Origin of the sequence: Paenibacillus sp. ICGEB2008 (genome assembly GCF_000307675.1) — a bacterium.
GTDB classification, from domain to species: Bacteria; Bacillota; Bacilli; order Paenibacillales; family Paenibacillaceae; genus Paenibacillus; species Paenibacillus polymyxa.
Genome location: NZ_AMQU01000008.1, coordinates 159,898 through 175,687, shown reverse-complemented (window position 1 = coordinate 175,687; position 15,790 = coordinate 159,898). Strand labels below are relative to the sequence as shown.

17 protein-coding genes are annotated in these 15,790 nt (G+C 45.0%); 5 read left to right on the top strand and 12 right to left on the bottom strand.

Annotated features, from left to right (window positions below; genetic code table 11):
• The 5 genes from C400_RS0109540 to C400_RS26170 form a co-directional block, all read right to left on the bottom strand.
• Positions 1–1,761: a cache domain-containing sensor histidine kinase gene (locus tag C400_RS0109540; protein WP_017426797.1), complete on the bottom strand. Its 1,761-nt coding sequence runs from the start codon at positions 1,759–1,761 to the stop codon at positions 1–3.
• A 274-nt stretch (positions 1,762–2,035) separates the two neighbouring features.
• The gene (locus C400_RS0109535; protein WP_016821892.1) at positions 2,036–2,479 is read right to left on the bottom strand and encodes a HEAT repeat domain-containing protein; all 444 of its coding nucleotides are present in this window, start codon (positions 2,477–2,479) and stop codon (positions 2,036–2,038) included.
• A 153-nt stretch (positions 2,480–2,632) separates the two neighbouring features.
• A complete protein-coding gene (locus C400_RS27625) occupies positions 2,633–2,842 on the bottom strand; it encodes a cupin domain-containing protein (RefSeq protein ID WP_017426796.1) in 210 nt (69 codons plus the stop codon).
• The gene (locus tag C400_RS27620; protein ID WP_017426795.1) at positions 2,835–2,975 is read right to left on the bottom strand and encodes a hypothetical protein; all 141 of its coding nucleotides are present in this window, start codon (positions 2,973–2,975) and stop codon (positions 2,835–2,837) included. Before C400_RS27620 ends, C400_RS27625 begins: the two co-directional genes overlap by 8 nt.
• Before the next feature lie 75 nt (positions 2,976–3,050).
• On the bottom strand, positions 3,051–3,950 hold the full coding sequence (locus C400_RS26170) for a PTS transporter subunit IIC (protein WP_017426794.1): 900 nt from the start codon (positions 3,948–3,950) through the stop codon (positions 3,051–3,053).
• 187 nt (positions 3,951–4,137) lie between these two features.
• Here C400_RS26170 and C400_RS0109520 point away from each other — a divergent pair, with 187 nt between their 5' ends.
• On the top strand, positions 4,138–5,331 hold the full coding sequence (locus C400_RS0109520; protein WP_017426793.1) for a glycoside hydrolase family 5 protein: 1,194 nt from the start codon (positions 4,138–4,140) through the stop codon (positions 5,329–5,331).
• 251 nt (positions 5,332–5,582) lie between these two features.
• A complete protein-coding gene (locus C400_RS0109515; protein WP_013372497.1) occupies positions 5,583–5,912 on the top strand; it encodes a hypothetical protein in 330 nt (109 codons plus the stop codon).
• A gap of 90 nt (positions 5,913–6,002) precedes the next feature.
• Here C400_RS0109515 and nfi read toward each other — a convergent pair whose 3' ends face one another.
• From nfi to C400_RS0109500, 3 genes are all read right to left on the bottom strand, one after another.
• A complete protein-coding gene (gene nfi, locus C400_RS0109510) occupies positions 6,003–6,707 on the bottom strand; it encodes a deoxyribonuclease V (RefSeq protein ID WP_017426792.1) in 705 nt (234 codons plus the stop codon).
• Between the two features lie 82 nt (positions 6,708–6,789).
• Positions 6,790–7,371 carry an NAD(P)H-dependent oxidoreductase gene (locus C400_RS0109505; protein WP_017426791.1) on the bottom strand — a complete coding sequence of 194 codons (582 nt, stop codon included), beginning with the start codon at positions 7,369–7,371 and terminating at the stop codon, positions 6,790–6,792.
• A gap of 74 nt (positions 7,372–7,445) precedes the next feature.
• On the bottom strand, positions 7,446–8,030 hold the full coding sequence (locus C400_RS0109500; protein ID WP_019688249.1) for a TetR/AcrR family transcriptional regulator: 585 nt from the start codon (positions 8,028–8,030) through the stop codon (positions 7,446–7,448).
• 245 nt (positions 8,031–8,275) lie between these two features.
• Here C400_RS0109500 and C400_RS0109495 point away from each other — a divergent pair, with 245 nt between their 5' ends.
• The gene (locus tag C400_RS0109495) at positions 8,276–8,947 is read left to right on the top strand and encodes an oxidoreductase (RefSeq protein WP_081338582.1); all 672 of its coding nucleotides are present in this window, start codon (positions 8,276–8,278) and stop codon (positions 8,945–8,947) included.
• Between the two features lie 39 nt (positions 8,948–8,986).
• Here C400_RS0109495 and C400_RS28420 read toward each other — a convergent pair whose 3' ends face one another.
• Positions 8,987–9,574 (bottom strand): DUF4183 domain-containing protein, encoded by a 588-nt coding sequence (locus C400_RS28420; protein ID WP_017426788.1) that lies wholly within the window; start codon positions 9,572–9,574, stop codon positions 8,987–8,989.
• Positions 9,575–10,023: 449 nt separating this feature from the next.
• On the opposite strand from C400_RS28420, the gene C400_RS0109485 reads away from it, so the two are divergent.
• Entirely contained in the window at positions 10,024–10,437 is a 414-nt protein-coding gene (locus C400_RS0109485) for a DUF4183 domain-containing protein (RefSeq protein WP_017426787.1), read from the top strand.
• A 123-nt stretch (positions 10,438–10,560) separates the two neighbouring features.
• Here the strand turns inward: C400_RS0109485 and C400_RS0109480 are convergent, their stop codons facing one another.
• Positions 10,561–11,298: a cyclase family protein gene (locus C400_RS0109480; protein ID WP_017426786.1), complete on the bottom strand. Its 738-nt coding sequence runs from the start codon at positions 11,296–11,298 to the stop codon at positions 10,561–10,563.
• Between the two features lie 399 nt (positions 11,299–11,697).
• On the opposite strand from C400_RS0109480, the gene C400_RS0109470 reads away from it, so the two are divergent.
• The gene (locus C400_RS0109470; protein ID WP_016821905.1) at positions 11,698–12,981 is read left to right on the top strand and encodes a pectate lyase family protein; all 1,284 of its coding nucleotides are present in this window, start codon (positions 11,698–11,700) and stop codon (positions 12,979–12,981) included.
• Between the two features lie 147 nt (positions 12,982–13,128).
• Here C400_RS0109470 and C400_RS0109465 read toward each other — a convergent pair whose 3' ends face one another.
• Both C400_RS0109465 and C400_RS0109460 read right to left on the bottom strand, forming a co-directional pair.
• The gene (locus tag C400_RS0109465; protein WP_016821906.1) at positions 13,129–14,196 is read right to left on the bottom strand and encodes an ABC transporter ATP-binding protein; all 1,068 of its coding nucleotides are present in this window, start codon (positions 14,194–14,196) and stop codon (positions 13,129–13,131) included.
• Between the two features lie 213 nt (positions 14,197–14,409).
• Positions 14,410–15,789, bottom strand: coding sequence for a sensor histidine kinase (locus tag C400_RS0109460; RefSeq protein ID WP_016821907.1), 1,380 nt, complete (start codon positions 15,787–15,789; stop codon positions 14,410–14,412).
• Between the last annotated feature and the right edge of the window lies 1 nt (position 15,790).

Genomic DNA, 15,790 nt, shown 5'->3' with positions numbered 1-15,790 from the left:
CTACCGCCCCCCGTATTCATCAGGAATTTCAAAAGCGACCACAGTTCCTTCCTGCACAGCACTGTGGATCAGCACGCCGTCCGTTCGATAAGATGCGCTATCATAATAGAGAGCAAGCCTGCGCTGCACATTAACCAGTCCCATACCAGTTCCCTTGCTCTGACAAGCAGATCCCTCCATCAACGCTGTACGCACAGCTGCAAGTTCCTCCTGTGTCATTCCAGGTCCGTTATCTACAACCTCGATCTTAGTCCAGCCCAACCTCGCCGAAGGAGTGATTCGAATTTCAACACGGCCATTGCCGATGCGATTTTCGACACCATGTAAGATTGCATTTTCTAAAATGGGCTGGATCAGCAGCTTAGGAAGCGGAATTCTTGCTGCCTCTGGTGGCATATGAATTTGCCAGCTTAGGCGTTCGCCCAGACGCATCTCCATCAGTTCCAAATAACGACGGACTTGGGCTATTTCTTCTCCAAGTGTCACCCAAGAGTCATGGTGAGCCGGTTCGATCACATAACGAAACAGCCGCGACATGGACACCATCAGCCCGGCAAGTTCTTCCTCTCCCTTCTCCTGTAGCGACCAGTTAAAAGCATCCAGCGTGTTAAAAAGAAAATGCGGGTTGATCTGCGCTTGCAGTGCTTTAAGCTCGGTCTGACTTTGTAAAGCCTCCTTCTCGCAAATGACATGGATCAATTCATTGATATCGACAATCATCGTGTTGTACTCTGCATTTAATTCCCGTAGTTCAACCGCTGCTGCCGGTTCTGGATTCAGGGCCAATGCCCCTTCCCGTGAACGACGCATGGCCTGAATCAAGTGACCTATCGGTCTGGTAATCAATGTTGACAACATAAAAGACATGAACAGGAACAATACGGCACCAAGAGACGCCGAAATAATAAGTGTCGTCCGTAAAACCGTAATTCCGTCTGTGACGACGCTAACTGGAATGAGGATCAGCAGCGACCATCCTGTCCGTTCCGATTGCTGAACTGCCTTCACATACTCGCGCTCTCCAATATGAACCGTCTGTGTCTTGCTGTGCAATACATCTAACAAATTAGTCTGATTCATAGGTTCACCCGATAGCAACTCGCCTCCACGATCTACAAGCAGCATGGTCTCATTTGCTTCTTCATTGGTCGCTGACGTACCATTTAGCCCAAAATAACTTCGGTCCATGCGGGTAATCAGATATCCTCCGCGTGAAAACCAGCGATCTACCAGGCTCACCTGCCGAATCGCCAGCAGCGACTGGGGGTTTTCAGGATCTATGCCGATCCAGACCAGCCTGCCTTTCATCTCATTTGCTTCCCGAATGTCCGCCTGTCCGATACGGTCCTCCAGACTGCCTTCTCTAATTGGAAACAACATCTTCCCTTCGGCGGTATACAGCTCCAGCGAGCCAACGCTCGGCATATAAGCCTGATAGCTATGCATCACTTGCAGTAGCGATTGACGCTGGCCGAAAGTCACCTTGCCCCCATTGCGCTCCTCCAGCAAAATATGCTGAACAGATGGATGATTCGCCACTTGTTCCGTCAGGCTGTCCATCTGGCCGATTAATGCATCCAGTCTGCCGCTTGCTTGCACTGCGGTCTGACCAATATGCCGCTCGGCGCTGTCTTTTAGCAGGTGAGAGACATTGAGGTAAATGAACGCCCCCGCCACACTCATCATAATGAGCATCACCAATATAAAGCCGATAAAAATCTGATTACGCAACGTGTTTAATGGTTGGAACCTTGAACGCATAAGCCTTCTCCCCCTGAATCATTGCAGAAAAGTTGATAATGATAGCGCTTTCTATTTTCTATTCTAGCGCATCGTTCCCCTTTGTTGGCATCTTTTTAGCAGAGATTAATGAAAACGACCAGCACTCTTTGAAATCATTACGTTTGATAATAACACGTAATAACGATGTATATTAAAAAAGCCTTAACAAAGATAACACCTTATCCTTGTTAAGACTTCGTTTGCATTACCAATAATAATCCTCAGCATTACATTCAATGACAGGGTTCAGACATTATCTTGTGGATAACGAAGCCCATTTTTGCTCCAGCCACTGATCAAATTCAGCACCCTTGTCACCTTCATATGCGTCATAAATATCAACTCTCATCTTGTGCAGCTTCTCGCGAAAATCGTTATAGGTATGGTCGGCTGGCAGGCTTTTTTTAATCCGCACCAGAATCTTCGTCAGCCCCTTAACAAGCTCACCCTCTTTGCGCACAGGCGGCTGTACGTTTTCTCCCCATTCCTGAAGCTTGTGGTAAGCGGCTTCCTGAACAGCATATACCATATCATTATTCATTCGGTGCGTCAGCAAGTCAATTGTCTGCTGGTTCTTCCATGCACCCAGATCATTCACCGCAGCTAGACGCGCTTTCCAATCGGAGGTTCGGTTTGCAGCCACCTTAAGCTGCTCATATACTTCTGCAAATTCCTGCTGAGTTTCGTTGTTTTCCAAAATAATCTCATCCTTTTCTAAAAATCACTACACTGCTGTTTATCACGATTGCCGTTTGTTAAATATAACATACTTGCAGGTCTTCTTCTAAAAAAGATCAGAATGAAATGTAGCGGATTCCAATTTAATAAGAGCCTTGCTTAGTAAGGAGATTTATAAGAAGTCCGCACGTGCTGGTGTAAATGCATCTAGCAGAATTCCGTCATCCTCCAGCGGGATGCAGCCATGAAGAGTGTCAGATGGAAAATGAATGCTGTCTCCTTCTTTAACAATCTGCACATCCTTGGTTTCGCCATGATCGATTATGAACTTAAAGCTTCCCTTCAATACATAAGTGACCTGTTCATGGACATGCTTATGCAACAGGATCTCCCCAGTTTGAGCTTTTAGCAAACATCACTTTGACATACATAAGCTGGTCACTGTGTGCCAGCACTTTCCGGGTTGTATTACTGTCTACTGTATCCATTAGAATATCTTGGTCGTTAAAAAACATGAATCATTCCTCCTCATTTAGAACCCAATCTATTTAAGATGAGTTATTTTTTAAAGATTCATAAATCGGTTTAGTTTAAAACCAGCGGAAAATAAGCCAAAGTAATCCGGAAAGGGTAGTAAAGTCGGGATCGGCGAATGTCACTCCTTCGGCACCCAAAAAAGAAAAGAGCGGCAAGGTGAGAGCCGGCAGCAGACAGAGCAAAAATCCATTAAGACAACTGGAAATGACTGCCCCTCTAAAACCACCGCTAGAATTGCCAAATATCGCGGCTGCACCGCCAGCGAGAAAACAGGCCATGATCCCCGGTACAATAACAGGCAGTCCGATAAGCGGGAAAAGAAAGACGCAGGCAACACCTGTGAAAAAGCTGACCAAGAAGCCTACCAACGCGGAATTGGGTGATTTGTCGAACAGTACCAGAACATCTACCCCAGGGATTGCTCCAGGTGCAAACACTTGGGAGAAGCCTTTGAAAGCGGGTACAATTTCAGCCGTGAACAGCTTAACACCTGCTTTTGCGATATACAAGCCGGCAGCAAAAATAGCTGATTGTTCGAGGATAAAGACGAGGTATTCTTTGCCGTCAGATAATTTGCTGACATAATCAGAACCAGCAACCAGTGCAGATACCAACAAAAGCACCAGCATCGTCAAGGTCGTTGCCACATTGGGATCACGCAAAAAACTGATGCGGTCATTTATTTTTACATTTTCGGTGTCATGTTCACGATTGCCTAAAACTTTTCCTAGATAGGTACCGAGAATGTAAGAAGTCATGGAAGCATGAGCAATTGTATATTCATCCGATTTAATAATATTTTTGCTGGCATTCCGGAGCAGGTAAGGAAACACCGCCATGTAGCTCCCAATGACCAAAGAACCAACGATGATTGTAGTCAGCGAACTGAGACCCAGACCTTTCATAACGGCTGTAGCGGCAAAGCTCATGAACAGAATCAAGTGAAGAGACAAATAAATATACCCCTACCCCATAAATGCTGGACTCCTAACCTAAATATACCTTGTTGCAAATCTAATAATTTCGAACAAAATCTTAAAAATATACGAATTTTATGAACTTGTTTGATGGAAGATTTGAACATAAAATGAAAATGTAATCGGTTACAATATCATTTATATAAAGGAGGAAGCAAGAATCATGAAGAAAAAAGGGTTCAAAAAAACATTTTTCGTCATTGCCTCCCTCGTTATGGGCCTTACACTGTATGGGTACACTCCACCTTCGGCAGATGCAGCCAGCGTGAAAGGATATTATCACACCCAAGGAAACAAGATTGTAGATGAATCCGGGAAAGAGGCCGCATTTAACGGTCTGAACTGGTTCGGCCTGGAAACCCCTAATTACACCTTGCATGGACTGTGGAGCCGCTCAATGGACGACATGCTGGATCAGGTGAAAAAGGAAGGCTATAATCTCATCCGTCTGCCTTACAGCAATCAGTTATTTGATTCCAGCTCCCGTGCTGACAGTATTGATTACTACAAAAATCCTGATCTGGTCGGATTGACTCCGATTCAAATTATGGACAAGCTGATCGAAAAAGCTGGACAACGCGGTATTCAGATTATCCTTGACCGTCACCGCCCAGGCTCAGGTGGACAATCCGAGCTATGGTATACCTCTCAGTATCCTGAGTCCCGCTGGATCAGCGACTGGAAGATGTTAGCTGAACGTTATAAAAACAATCCTACCGTCATCGGTGCAGATTTACACAACGAGCCACACGGTCAGGCAAGCTGGGGAACAGGCGATGTCTCCACAGACTGGCGTCTCGCGGCGCAGCGTGCAGGGAATGCCATTCTGTCCGTGAATCCAAATTGGCTGATTCTCGTAGAAGGTGTGGACCATAATGTACAAGGCAACAACAGCCAATATTGGTGGGGCGGCAACCTGACAGGTGTGGCTAATTATCCTGTCGTACTGGACGTGCCGAACCGTGTCGTATATTCACCACATGACTATGGTCCTGGTGTGTCTTCGCAGCCATGGTTCAACGACTCGACCTTCCCGTCCAACCTGCCAGCAATTTGGGATCAAACCTGGGGCTACATCAGTAAGCAAAACATAGCTCCAGTGCTGGTTGGTGAATTCGGCGGTCGCAATGTCGATTCGTCTTCCCCTGAGGGTAAATGGCAAAATGCACTCGTAGACTATATTGGTGCCAACAACCTGTACTTTACGTATTGGTCCCTGAATCCGAATAGCGGCGACACAGGCGGTCTGCTGCTAGATGACTGGGTTACCTGGAATCGTCCGAAGCAGGACATGCTGAGCCGGATTATGAAGCCTGTAAATTTCATAGCAGAGCAAGCGAAAGCAAGCGCCGAATAGGCACAGAACTTCAATCCATTTATTAAAAGCCGATTTTTCCTCCTTCAGTCCAGCTTGTGCTGGGACTACGAAAAGGTGGAGAAACGGCTTTTTCCATTTTCCAGTTTTACACATTGTAAATTCCCTAATGAATGGGTCATATTGTAAACTAAATCTCTCTTTTAACCGATAAATACATATGTTGGATGTGAAAATCATTTCGACGAGAGACTCACCATGAACGTAAACATAATTAGGAAGGAAGTTTTCATGTGATTATTTGGAAGGGCTTTGGTATTTTAAATATCATTATTCCAGGAATTTTATTCGTTATTGTCGGCAGTTTAGTATCCGCTCTTGGGCTTGACTCCATAGATTCCCGGCTGCCGATGGCTTTTGTGTTCATTGTGTCGGGAGTTATTATCTGGTATTTGGGTAAAGCACTTAACGCCGACTCGGACAAGGTGCTCGTTGATATGGAAACAGGACAACGCTATCGAATGGGGACCCAGCACAGTCTGTTTTTTATCCCTATGCATTATTGGGGCCCTGCCGGTCTAGCGATCGGATTTATTTTAATCGTTGCATCGATATTTATATAACGTGGATTGCAAAACATGAGCTATTCCAAACACCACAATGCGAGCTAGTTGCTCCACTGTGGTGTTTTCCCTTATGTAGAGCGATTATGATCAGATACTCCCCTGGTTTATTTGTGATAAAGCTTTTCTCACAAGCTGATCAGCTTGTCGAGTGGTCTCAGGTAAGCGATATTGTGGACAAAGCTTTAATATCCAGTTGCAGGCCGTTTCTAATGAAATACGATGCCCTACAGATACAAACAAAGGTTTAATGTTGTCCTGGGTTCTTAACGCCCCGCCGATAATCTCCTCATGATCCATTAATAACGAACATGCCCCTCGTTCTCGAGATGGCTCTTCGAATTCACCCCATAGCCTCGTTTTACCACATCCAATTGTAGGAATATCAAATATAACACCTAAATGACTGGCTAATCCGAATCGTCTAGGATGGGCAATTCCTTGTCCATCACAGACCACCAGCTGGGGAGAGGTCTTGATTTGCTTCAATGCTTTTACTATAGGCGGCAGCTCCCTGAATGAAAACAATCCGGGGATGTAGGGAAAATAGACAGCATCTTCAACCACTATGGATTCCACTACTTGTAATGAGCTAGCATCTAAAATCACGATGGCCGCAACTAAGAGATCACTTTGTTCACTGTATGCCACGTCTACCCCAGCAACATATTGAATTTCAGGGAATCGATCTTCTTTTGTAACTTTTAAAGATAACTCCTGCTGTAATTTCACCGCTTCTTTTTCATCTAGATCCCATTCATGATTTATGATTGGTTCCATTTTTCTGTGCCTCATTTCTATCCTCTTAGAATGTAATTTTCCGAATGTCCTCTATATGTTAATGGATCAGCGTGTTTGCTATTGAGATGGCGAAAACCTAGCTCATGCTTCGTCCTAGCTGCTCAACCTTGCTCAGCCATTCGTTACGCTGTTGATCTGTCCTCTTATTCATAAGATCAATGGTCGTAGAACGCACTGGCTTGACACCGCATAAATGTAACGTGGAATCCTTCATCATCCGGTGCCCAGGCTGTCCCTGGAAAAATCGATAGTACCAGTGCGGACCGTCCATCGTTGTAATGAGGCGGGCTGTTCTTCCTTTTAGAAGCTTGTCAGGCAGGGGTTTTCCTTTTTGATACTTAAACGCAAACCCCGGCATAAAGGTACGGTCAATGAATCCTTTCATTAATGCAGGCAAGCTGCCCCACCAGATTGGAAAGACAAAAACGAGATGTTCTGCCCATTTAATCGACTCCTGTGCTTGGATCAAATCAGGTTCCAACGGCAATTTATTACGATATCCACCTAATAGATTTGGATTAAAGTCCAACGCGGATAGCTGCAACAAACGAACCTCTGCTCCTGCAGCCTTCGCTCCTTTTACATAGGATTGAGCCAGCGCTTCTCCATAACTACCATCGACCGGATTCCCTTGAATCACCAATATTTTTTTAGACATATAAGCCACTTCCTACCTTCATATTATGACTTTAGTTAGAAAACACTAACTTTATATTTAAAAAGAAAAGGTCATTACTGACCTTTACTTAATAAAGCAGTTAAACGTTGTTTGACCTCTGCTGCCAATGGAGCCAGTAGCTGTGGAAGTTCCCCTTCCAGGCTGGACACGGACAAGCGTGTAATGGCTCCAATGATGAGCACACCGGATAGCTGAACATCCTGCTTCGGCAGTTCACCTTGTTGAATCCCCTGTTCGATGAATTCAGTCAACGCCTCCAGCGGCTGACGCACATTCTGGCTCTGGCTTGCTTCAACATACAGCTCATGATGCTGTGATAGTAGAAGCAATCCATACTGGTCCTCATCATGCATATTCAGCACTTCATCCACCAGTTGATGGAAACGGCTGACGAAGCTCCCACTCTGCTTGCGATAGAAGTCAATTAAGGTGGTGTAGCTATTACAATATTGCCCGAATACCTCCAAGGCCATTGCATCTTTACTCTTAAAATGCTTATAAATCGCGGCATCCGTCACACCGGCAGCCTCTCCAATTTCTTTGACTGAAATCCCGTCAATCCCTTTGGTTGCAAATAAGCACATCGCTGCCTGCAGAATATCTTTCTTTTTGCTGTCTACATGTGTTTTCTTGTTCATAAAATTATAGTAAGTGAAAACTAACTAAAACGCAAGTCATATTTATGCATGCTCATCCTGTCTAAGTGCTTAATTTAAAATCCATTGTAATAAACCTAAAATACCATGTTTTTATAAGTGAATGTTCATGAATATGTTAAATGATACGTGTATTGCCTCATTTTATTCCTATAAAATACATATGTAACCGAAATAAGGCGGGCGTTAGAATCGTTAATAAAAAGGAGTGAACCCAATAGAGCTTACTGTTTCAACCACTTCAAATACGCGATGTAGAGCTAAAAAATCGGATTATGATGTCTCCCATGGGTACCGTCTCAGCGGCAGAAGACGGAAAAGCAACCGGTTGGCATACGCTGCATTACGGCGCTCGGGCGCTAGGACAAGTGGGGCTAATCATGCTTGAAGTGCATGCAGTCACCCAGCAGGGAAAAGATTCAGGCAGCCTTGGCATATGGAGCGACGAGCACATTTCCCCGCTGCAAAAAGTGGTGCAAGCCATTCATGACCAAGGCTCTAAAGTCGGTCTCCAGCTTTGGCATGTCGGACGCAAGGGCTCGTTGCCTCAAGAAACAGCTGTATCCGCCTCTGGTTTGCCTCACCGCGAACGGGCGACCTCCGCACTGTCTTTAGAAGAAATCCATAATCTTGTGCTTGCCTTCAGAGATGCCGCTGTACGGGCTTCGCAAGCTGGAATAGATGTCATTGAATTTCGTCAGACTGCTGGTATAGCTACCGCAGCCGTAGGCTTGATTACTCACGGTATTCAAGCCAAGGAAATTTTGCGTAATGGTCGGGCGGATCTGGTTGCGGTAGGCCGGGCACTGCTGCGTAATCCATTCTGGCCCAGACAGGCAGCCGAACAACTCGGTGTTCGTATTGAAGGACCTGCACCCTATAACCATTTTTGGTTTTAAAATAATGCCCATCACTTGAAGTATTTATCGCGAGCGATGTCATGCACTGTATCGCACACTAAATTGAACAATTTCCACAATAATAGGTGTGCCGGAGGAAATTGTCTCCCCTTCGCCGAGGTGAATCGTCAGCGATGAAGGTGTCAAGCTGAACAACGTTCTTTCTTGTAACATTCCGTTAATATACAGATTAGCATAACTATTGCTTCCGACATGAAACCTCTGAGAAGCTCCTTGCACACCATCTACAGAAAATTGATCCGCCATAATCGTGACTGAAGATTCAATCAGATCAGGAGTAAAATAAAAATACCGCTCAGCCATAGGGACAATTTCAATATTGGAGATGTCAGGTGCCGGACCGGTTGGACCCGTTATACCTTGGGCTCCAGTAGGACCGGTTACGCCCTGTGCTCCGGTAGGACCGGGTGCACCTGTTGCGCCTGCACTACCTTGAGCTCCAGTTGGACCGGGCACTCCCGGTGCTCCCTGTGTTCCTGCAGGGCCCTGTATTCCTGGTACTCCTGGCACTCCCGGCACTCCTGGCACTCCTGGCGTTCCTGGCACCCCGGCTTCACCTGGAAGACCTGCTGAACAGGGCATACCTTGCTTTCCTGTATGCTCCATCCTCTTCCGTTTAGCAGGAGTATTTCTGAAGCGACGTTGTATAATAATTAGCTTTGGATGCTTTTGGGCATGCAACCCCGTTTTTGTTTTACCTTTGAATGGATACCTGGGCTTACACTTTTTTCGTTTGTTGATCTTGCAATGTACTGTTCTCTTTCCTTGCCTTCTTAGTGATGCATCGCGTCTCCTCATACCAGCCGTATACACCTCCTCCTCTCATGCTTATATATTGTATGCACATCTCTCATTAGAGTCTTAGGCATTTGTAATATGCAGATTTCAAGTATTCGCTTTCATTTTTTGTGCAGTAAAATAGGGCCTTCTCCATTTACCCTATTATTAATAGAAAGGTTCATATGCCGTTTCCGAATAGGTTGAAAAATCATTTATTGATTAAGAGCCAGCGAATGGCTCATACCACATACCAGTAAAGAAAGGAGATGAGAACTATGCCAATCATAAAACCTGTATTTACAGCAGTAGCCACGGCTCCAGTGTCAACGGGGGGTGCTATAACCACGACCATAACCCCAGCAACTACCCGTTTTTTTGCAACCATTACAGCCGGGATGATCGGAGCAACAGAAACAACTGTTCCTGCTGCCAGCTTCGTAGATGACGCCGATGCTCCCGTGGTTGCTTTACCGGCATTAACAGCCACAGATTCTTCTAATTATTATATTAACGGAGTCATTCAGCAGAGCTCCTTATTCACCCTCTCCACAGCAAGTCTGGTCATTGCCTCCGTAGATATTACACCCGGTGTCCCGGTTGTTATAGAAATAGCAGATTTTAGCGGTACAACCTCTACTATCACCACTCAGCCTACCATCTCGGCCCCTACTGTAACGATTATCACATAAGGCGTTTCAATGATTTTGAACCAAGCCGGACTGAATGGTCATTCACGCTGTACACTACCCCGTATATGCTAGAAAAAGACCGATTCAGATGTCGATATCTGAGTCGGTCTTTTAAGCTCAAGATTAAGGCAAAATAGCAAAGGAGCGCACCGGAAAACCGGGTGAATCCTGAATGCTCGGAACAATATTATAAATGATTGCGCCCGTCGGAGGCAGCTTGTCCAAATTTGTCAGCACCTCAACTTGATATCGATCCTGCTCCAATATGTAATATTCCCCTACCAGTTTGCCCGCTTTTCGATAAGCTACAGATGAGTCCGTATCCAGTGTTTCATGCCCGATAGCAGCAACATTCCGTTCTTCTACCAAAAAGCGCAGCGCATCCAGCGACCAGCCTGGGCAGTGTGCATCTCCGGCATTGTCCTTGTTCGAGAAGGCATCTGGATTAGGCCAGCGCTTGCTCCAATCACTGCGAAAGGCGGCAAAGGACTGTTCGGCAATACGTCCGTGCTCTTTTTCAAAATCCAGAATATCCGCGACCGTAAGCTCATAGTCGGAATTGGCTGCAACGGCTGCTGAACGGTCAATGACAACCAGCGGTAAAACCAGTTCCTTCAACGAAAGCTCATGTAAATAACGTTTCCCCTTCACAAAATGAACGGGAGCGTCAATATGAGTTCCATACTGCCCTGGAAAGCAGTATTGTTTTACAAAAAAGCCATCGTCGTGGGTAAACAAGGTATCCACCTGAACGTTATCGAAAACCGGAAAATGGGGAATTTCAGGATAAAAGGCATGGGACAAGTCCACCCACTCTTTTTGCTTCAACAACTTCAATACATTTGCTAAATCCTCTGCCATGATGCCGATTCCTCCTCAGCTTTATTACAAGCATTGTACCTGAGGATACTACAAAAATCCATAATTCTCCTGTCATTTTTCATCATTTTTTGACTTGGAATCGTTAACATTATCAGAAAAACCATTTTATCTTTATTCACTGAAATAACTCCATATAATCATATATACAATTTCCATTTCCTATGATTGTTAACGTTTTCATTTTTATATATGCACTTTGATTGGAAAAAGAAGGTCTCTATTGAATTATTTAAAAATTCGACAAAAATTTTAGTATGTAACTTTTATTATATTAACAAATACTGGTACACAAAGTATGATAGAACATGTAGAAACTACAGGAGCACCCGGGACTCCCTCGTTCGTCTACTCCATTTATCCAATATACGGAGGTATTTTATGAAAAAGAGATGTTCACTCGGAATCGCAGCCGTGTTATTGTTCGCTACTCTGGCTCCTATGGGTGCACCTGCTCATGCAGCAAGCGATATTGGCAAGGAGACACTTGGCAGCAAAAACGGTTGGGCCGCCTTTTCTACAGGCACGACAGGTGGAGCTACTGCTACTTCCTCCAATACTTTCACCGTAACGAACCGCAAACAACTTGTCGATGCGTTAGGCAAAAGCAGCAACACTACACCTAAAATTATTTATGTCAAAGGTACAATCAATGCCAATGTCGATGACAATAATAAAGCGCTAGGATTGAACGATTACAAAGACCCTAAGTATGATTTCAATGCGTATCTCAAGGCGTATGATCCGTCTACATGGGGTAAAAAGGTTCCTTCTGGTACATTGGAAGACGCACGTAAGGCATCACAGAAGAATCAAGCTAGTCGTATCGTTATTGAAATCCCATCCAATACAACGATTGTCGGTCTGGGCAACAATGCTATCATTAATGGTGCAAACTTCCAACTGAAAAAGGGTACAGACAACGTCATTATCCGTAATATTGAGTTTCAGGATGCCTACGATTATTTCCCGCAGTGGGACCCAACTGACGGCAGTACAGGCAACTGGAATTCAGAATATGACAGCATTACCATTAACGGAGCTACGCATGTATGGGTGGATCACAATACGTTCAATGACGGGGCTCACCCCGATAGCGGAAACGGCACCTTCTACGGTCAAGAATACCAACATCATGATGGACTGCTCGATGTGATTAACCAGGGTGATCTGGTTACCGTTTCATACAATCACTTTTACGATCATGACAAAACATCCATTATCGGCAACAGCGACAGCAAAACAGCAGATGAAGGGGCTTTACGTGTAACCCTGCATCACAATTATTATGAGAATACAGTACAACGCACACCGCGCGTACGTTATGGACAAGTCCATCTCTATAACAATTACTATACAGGTGATGTAAAACGCTCTGAATACCCTACGCTGTATATATGGGGCGCAGGCAAATCCTCCAAAATCTTTGCTGAAAACAATGTCATTGACGTTGCGGGACTATCCGCAGCCAAAATTGTGACTGTTTTTGGTGGGACTGCCTTGTCAGATACTGGCACACTTCTGAATGGACAGGCCGTAAACGCAGGCTCCAGCGCGGGTCTTAGCTCCTCTGTAGGCTGGAAGCCATCCTTGAACGATAAAATTTCCCCATCCGCCAGCGTGAAGGCAGAGGTCACTTCCCAAGCCGGTTCCGGCAAGCTGTAAGCGCTACCGCATAATACAAATCACCACAGACTCATGCAACCTGTGGTGTTACACCAAAAAGGCTGTTTCCTCCGTAATATTATTCCATACGGAGGAAACAGCCTTTTTTTTATTTATCATCTGTTTATTTATAAATTATATATTGCTTTAACTGCCGTATTGTTCAACTAAAACCGGCTTTTCAAATGCGTTATCCAGCTTGCGAAGTTTAGCCTTCACCGCTTCTGGTGGCTCAACTGCAGGTGCATCTGGATGAAGCAACCATGATTTCACAAAGTGTGTATCAGACAATTGATAGAGCGGAGGCTCTTTCTCAAAGTCAATTTTCATGGCATAAGAACTGCGGGCTGCAAACGCATCCCCTACAGGTGGGTGAAGCAGATCCGGTGGTGTTCCCGGGATGGCAGCCAGCTTCTGACCATGGCTGTCCAAACTAGGCATGGAAGCAAGGAGTCCCCATGTATATGGATGTTTTGGGTTATAGAAAATTTCATTAACCGTACCTGTTTCCACGATTTGCCCTGCATACATAACAGCAACGCGATCCGCCATCTTCGCCACAACACCGAGGTCATGAGTAATAAAGATGATAGAAGTATCAATCTTTTTCTGAAGATCCTTCATCAGTTCCAAAATTTGAGCTTGAATCGTTACGTCCAGCGCAGTCGTCGGCTCATCGGCAATCAGAAGTTTCGGATTAGCAGCCAATGCCATCGCAATGACGACACGTTGACGCATACCGCCACTAAATTCATGCGGATATTGGTTAAAACGCTGTTCAGGATGCGGAATACCTACCAGATTCAGCAACTCAATACCCCGCTTGCGAGCAGCGTCCTTGGATATCTTTTCATGCTTGAAAAGCACTTCCGTGATCTGCTTACCGACTTTCATCGTCGGGTTAAGTGAAGTCATTGGGTCCTGAGAAATCAGGCCAATTTCCTTACCACGAATTTTTTGCATCTGCTTTTCCGTTTTATTAATCAGCTCTTGTCCGTCAAACATAATTTGACCCTTTTGATAAATACCTGGAGGGGTCGGGATCAGCTTCATAACAGCTTGTGAGGTTACGCTTTTGCCTGAGCCGGATTCACCGACAATCGCCAGCGTCTCTCCTTTATTGACATGAAAGTTTACGCCACGAATGGCCTGCACTAGTCCCTGACGGGTCTTGAAAGATATCGTTAAGTCCTTCACTTCCAAAAGGCGGTTCATCTCATCACTCTTTCATTTATTATTCATCACTATTATTGACCACTATCTAAAAAAACGACGTTCATGAGTCAAGGTATATACGAATAATTTTACTCATTTTAGTACCTGCCAGTCAAGCAATATCTAAAATATCACCAAAAACCTTTCATGGTATGTCATGTTAGTGGTATATATAAGCGAAAAAATGATTATTTTTAACCATTTTTGCCTCATTTATAACATGTGTTGAATGTAACTGAAGCGTGCACCACCTAATGGCGATCGTGTACAAAGTAGTTCTCCATTCAGTCGGGAGGCTATTTGACGGCAGATGGCCAATCCTAGTCCCGTGACGCCATTTGATCCTGTATAGAATCTTCCAAACACCTCGGCTGCTTCAGACTCGGTTAGTCCTCTCCCATCATCATCTACATGCATAACCCACACAACCTCCGCCGTTGTCCCCGTCTCCAAATGAATGACAACCTCCGTTGAGGTGTGTCGAACTGCATTTTGCAGCAAATTCAATATCATGCGAAATAATTGCTCAGCCGGAACGGCCACATGCAGACCCTCTCCCTCCACTCGAAGCGAGATAGAGCGTTCACTGGCCATCGGCATCAATAGATGAACAGCGTCCTCCGCCATACTTCTCAGATCAATCAGAGAGACAGGCCATTCCTCATTCAGCGCCTCCAGCCTCGATAGCTGAAGCAACTTTTCCACCATATCAATTAATCGCTGGGATTGCACTTTAATAATGCTCAGTCCCTCGTCCTGGGATACCACTTGATCCTGAATAGCATATACATAACCTTGAATGGACATTAACGGTGTCCTTAGCTCGTGTGATACATTTTGCAGAAATTCAATTTGGCTGTGGTGGTGCTGCTGAATGCGGGCGGACATGGAATGAAAGGTGCCTATTAGTTCGCCAATTTCGCTTTTGTCCGCCTGCGGAAACTCACTATCCTGTGGCTGATTCGGCTCATAGTTGCCTACCGCCTCTTTCAATCGTTTGAGTGGACGCACCAGACGTGAAACAATCATCAGACCAATAACGAGAATCACCAGAAAACTCGCTACGATCGATAGTAACGTAGTTCTCATTAACGGTACATAGAGGGCTCTCAAAGAAGATAAGGGTGAGTATACAAAGATGCGGAAAGGTTGTCCGGGCAGTTCTTCATTCGTAAACAACACCTTTTTACCTTGAAGCACCGCAACGCCTTCATGTGTAGTAACCAGATCGTGGGCAGACGGATGAACCGATGCAAAAAATCCTTGGCGGGTCAAAAGCAAATGCTCGATCTTTTTGCCTTCCATCCCAGAGACGCTGGAGTCGATGATGCGGTTATCCGTGCTTAAAATAAAGTAATCGGCAGATAAAAGCACACCCTTGATAACATAGTTAAATTCGGCATTATCCAGTCGATCAAAGCCTCCGTCACTCATAATGTGGACGGCTTTGCGTGCCTGCTCATGAAGCTTGGATTTGGCCTGATTCACCAGAATGTCATCGATGAGCCTAATAAATAAGACCACCGTAATACAGACAGTAATCAGCATGGCAATGGACAGGGACAGCAGAATTTTGGCTCTCATCGTACGCATG

Excerpts from the sequence above, each read along its gene's own strand:
- C400_RS0109485 (WP_017426787.1), top strand. The coding sequence starts at position 10,024 with ATGCCAATCATAAAACCTGTATTTACAGCAGTAGCCACGGCTCCAGTG.
- C400_RS28420 (WP_017426788.1), bottom strand. The coding sequence starts at position 9,574 with ATGGAGCATACAGGAAAGCAAGGTATGCCCTGTTCAGCAGGTCTTCCA.
- C400_RS0109465 (WP_016821906.1), bottom strand. The coding sequence starts at position 14,196 with ATGAACCGCCTTTTGGAAGTGAAGGACTTAACGATATCTTTCAAGACC.
- C400_RS0109520 (WP_017426793.1), top strand. The coding sequence starts at position 4,138 with ATGAAGAAAAAAGGGTTCAAAAAAACATTTTTCGTCATTGCCTCCCTC.
- C400_RS0109470 (WP_016821905.1), top strand. The coding sequence starts at position 11,698 with ATGAAAAAGAGATGTTCACTCGGAATCGCAGCCGTGTTATTGTTCGCT.
- C400_RS0109500 (WP_019688249.1), bottom strand. The coding sequence starts at position 8,030 with ATGAACAAGAAAACACATGTAGACAGCAAAAAGAAAGATATTCTGCAG.
- C400_RS0109540 (WP_017426797.1), bottom strand. The coding sequence starts at position 1,761 with ATGCGTTCAAGGTTCCAACCATTAAACACGTTGCGTAATCAGATTTTT.
- C400_RS27620 (WP_017426795.1), bottom strand. The coding sequence starts at position 2,975 with ATGTTTTTTAACGACCAAGATATTCTAATGGATACAGTAGACAGTAAT.
- C400_RS0109480 (WP_017426786.1), bottom strand. The coding sequence starts at position 11,298 with ATGGCAGAGGATTTAGCAAATGTATTGAAGTTGTTGAAGCAAAAAGAG.
- C400_RS0109505 (WP_017426791.1), bottom strand. The coding sequence starts at position 7,371 with ATGTCTAAAAAAATATTGGTGATTCAAGGGAATCCGGTCGATGGTAGT.
- C400_RS0109460 (WP_016821907.1), bottom strand. The coding sequence starts at position 15,789 with ATGCGTACGATGAGAGCCAAAATTCTGCTGTCCCTGTCCATTGCCATG.
- nfi (WP_017426792.1), bottom strand. The coding sequence starts at position 6,707 with ATGAGGCACAGAAAAATGGAACCAATCATAAATCATGAATGGGATCTA.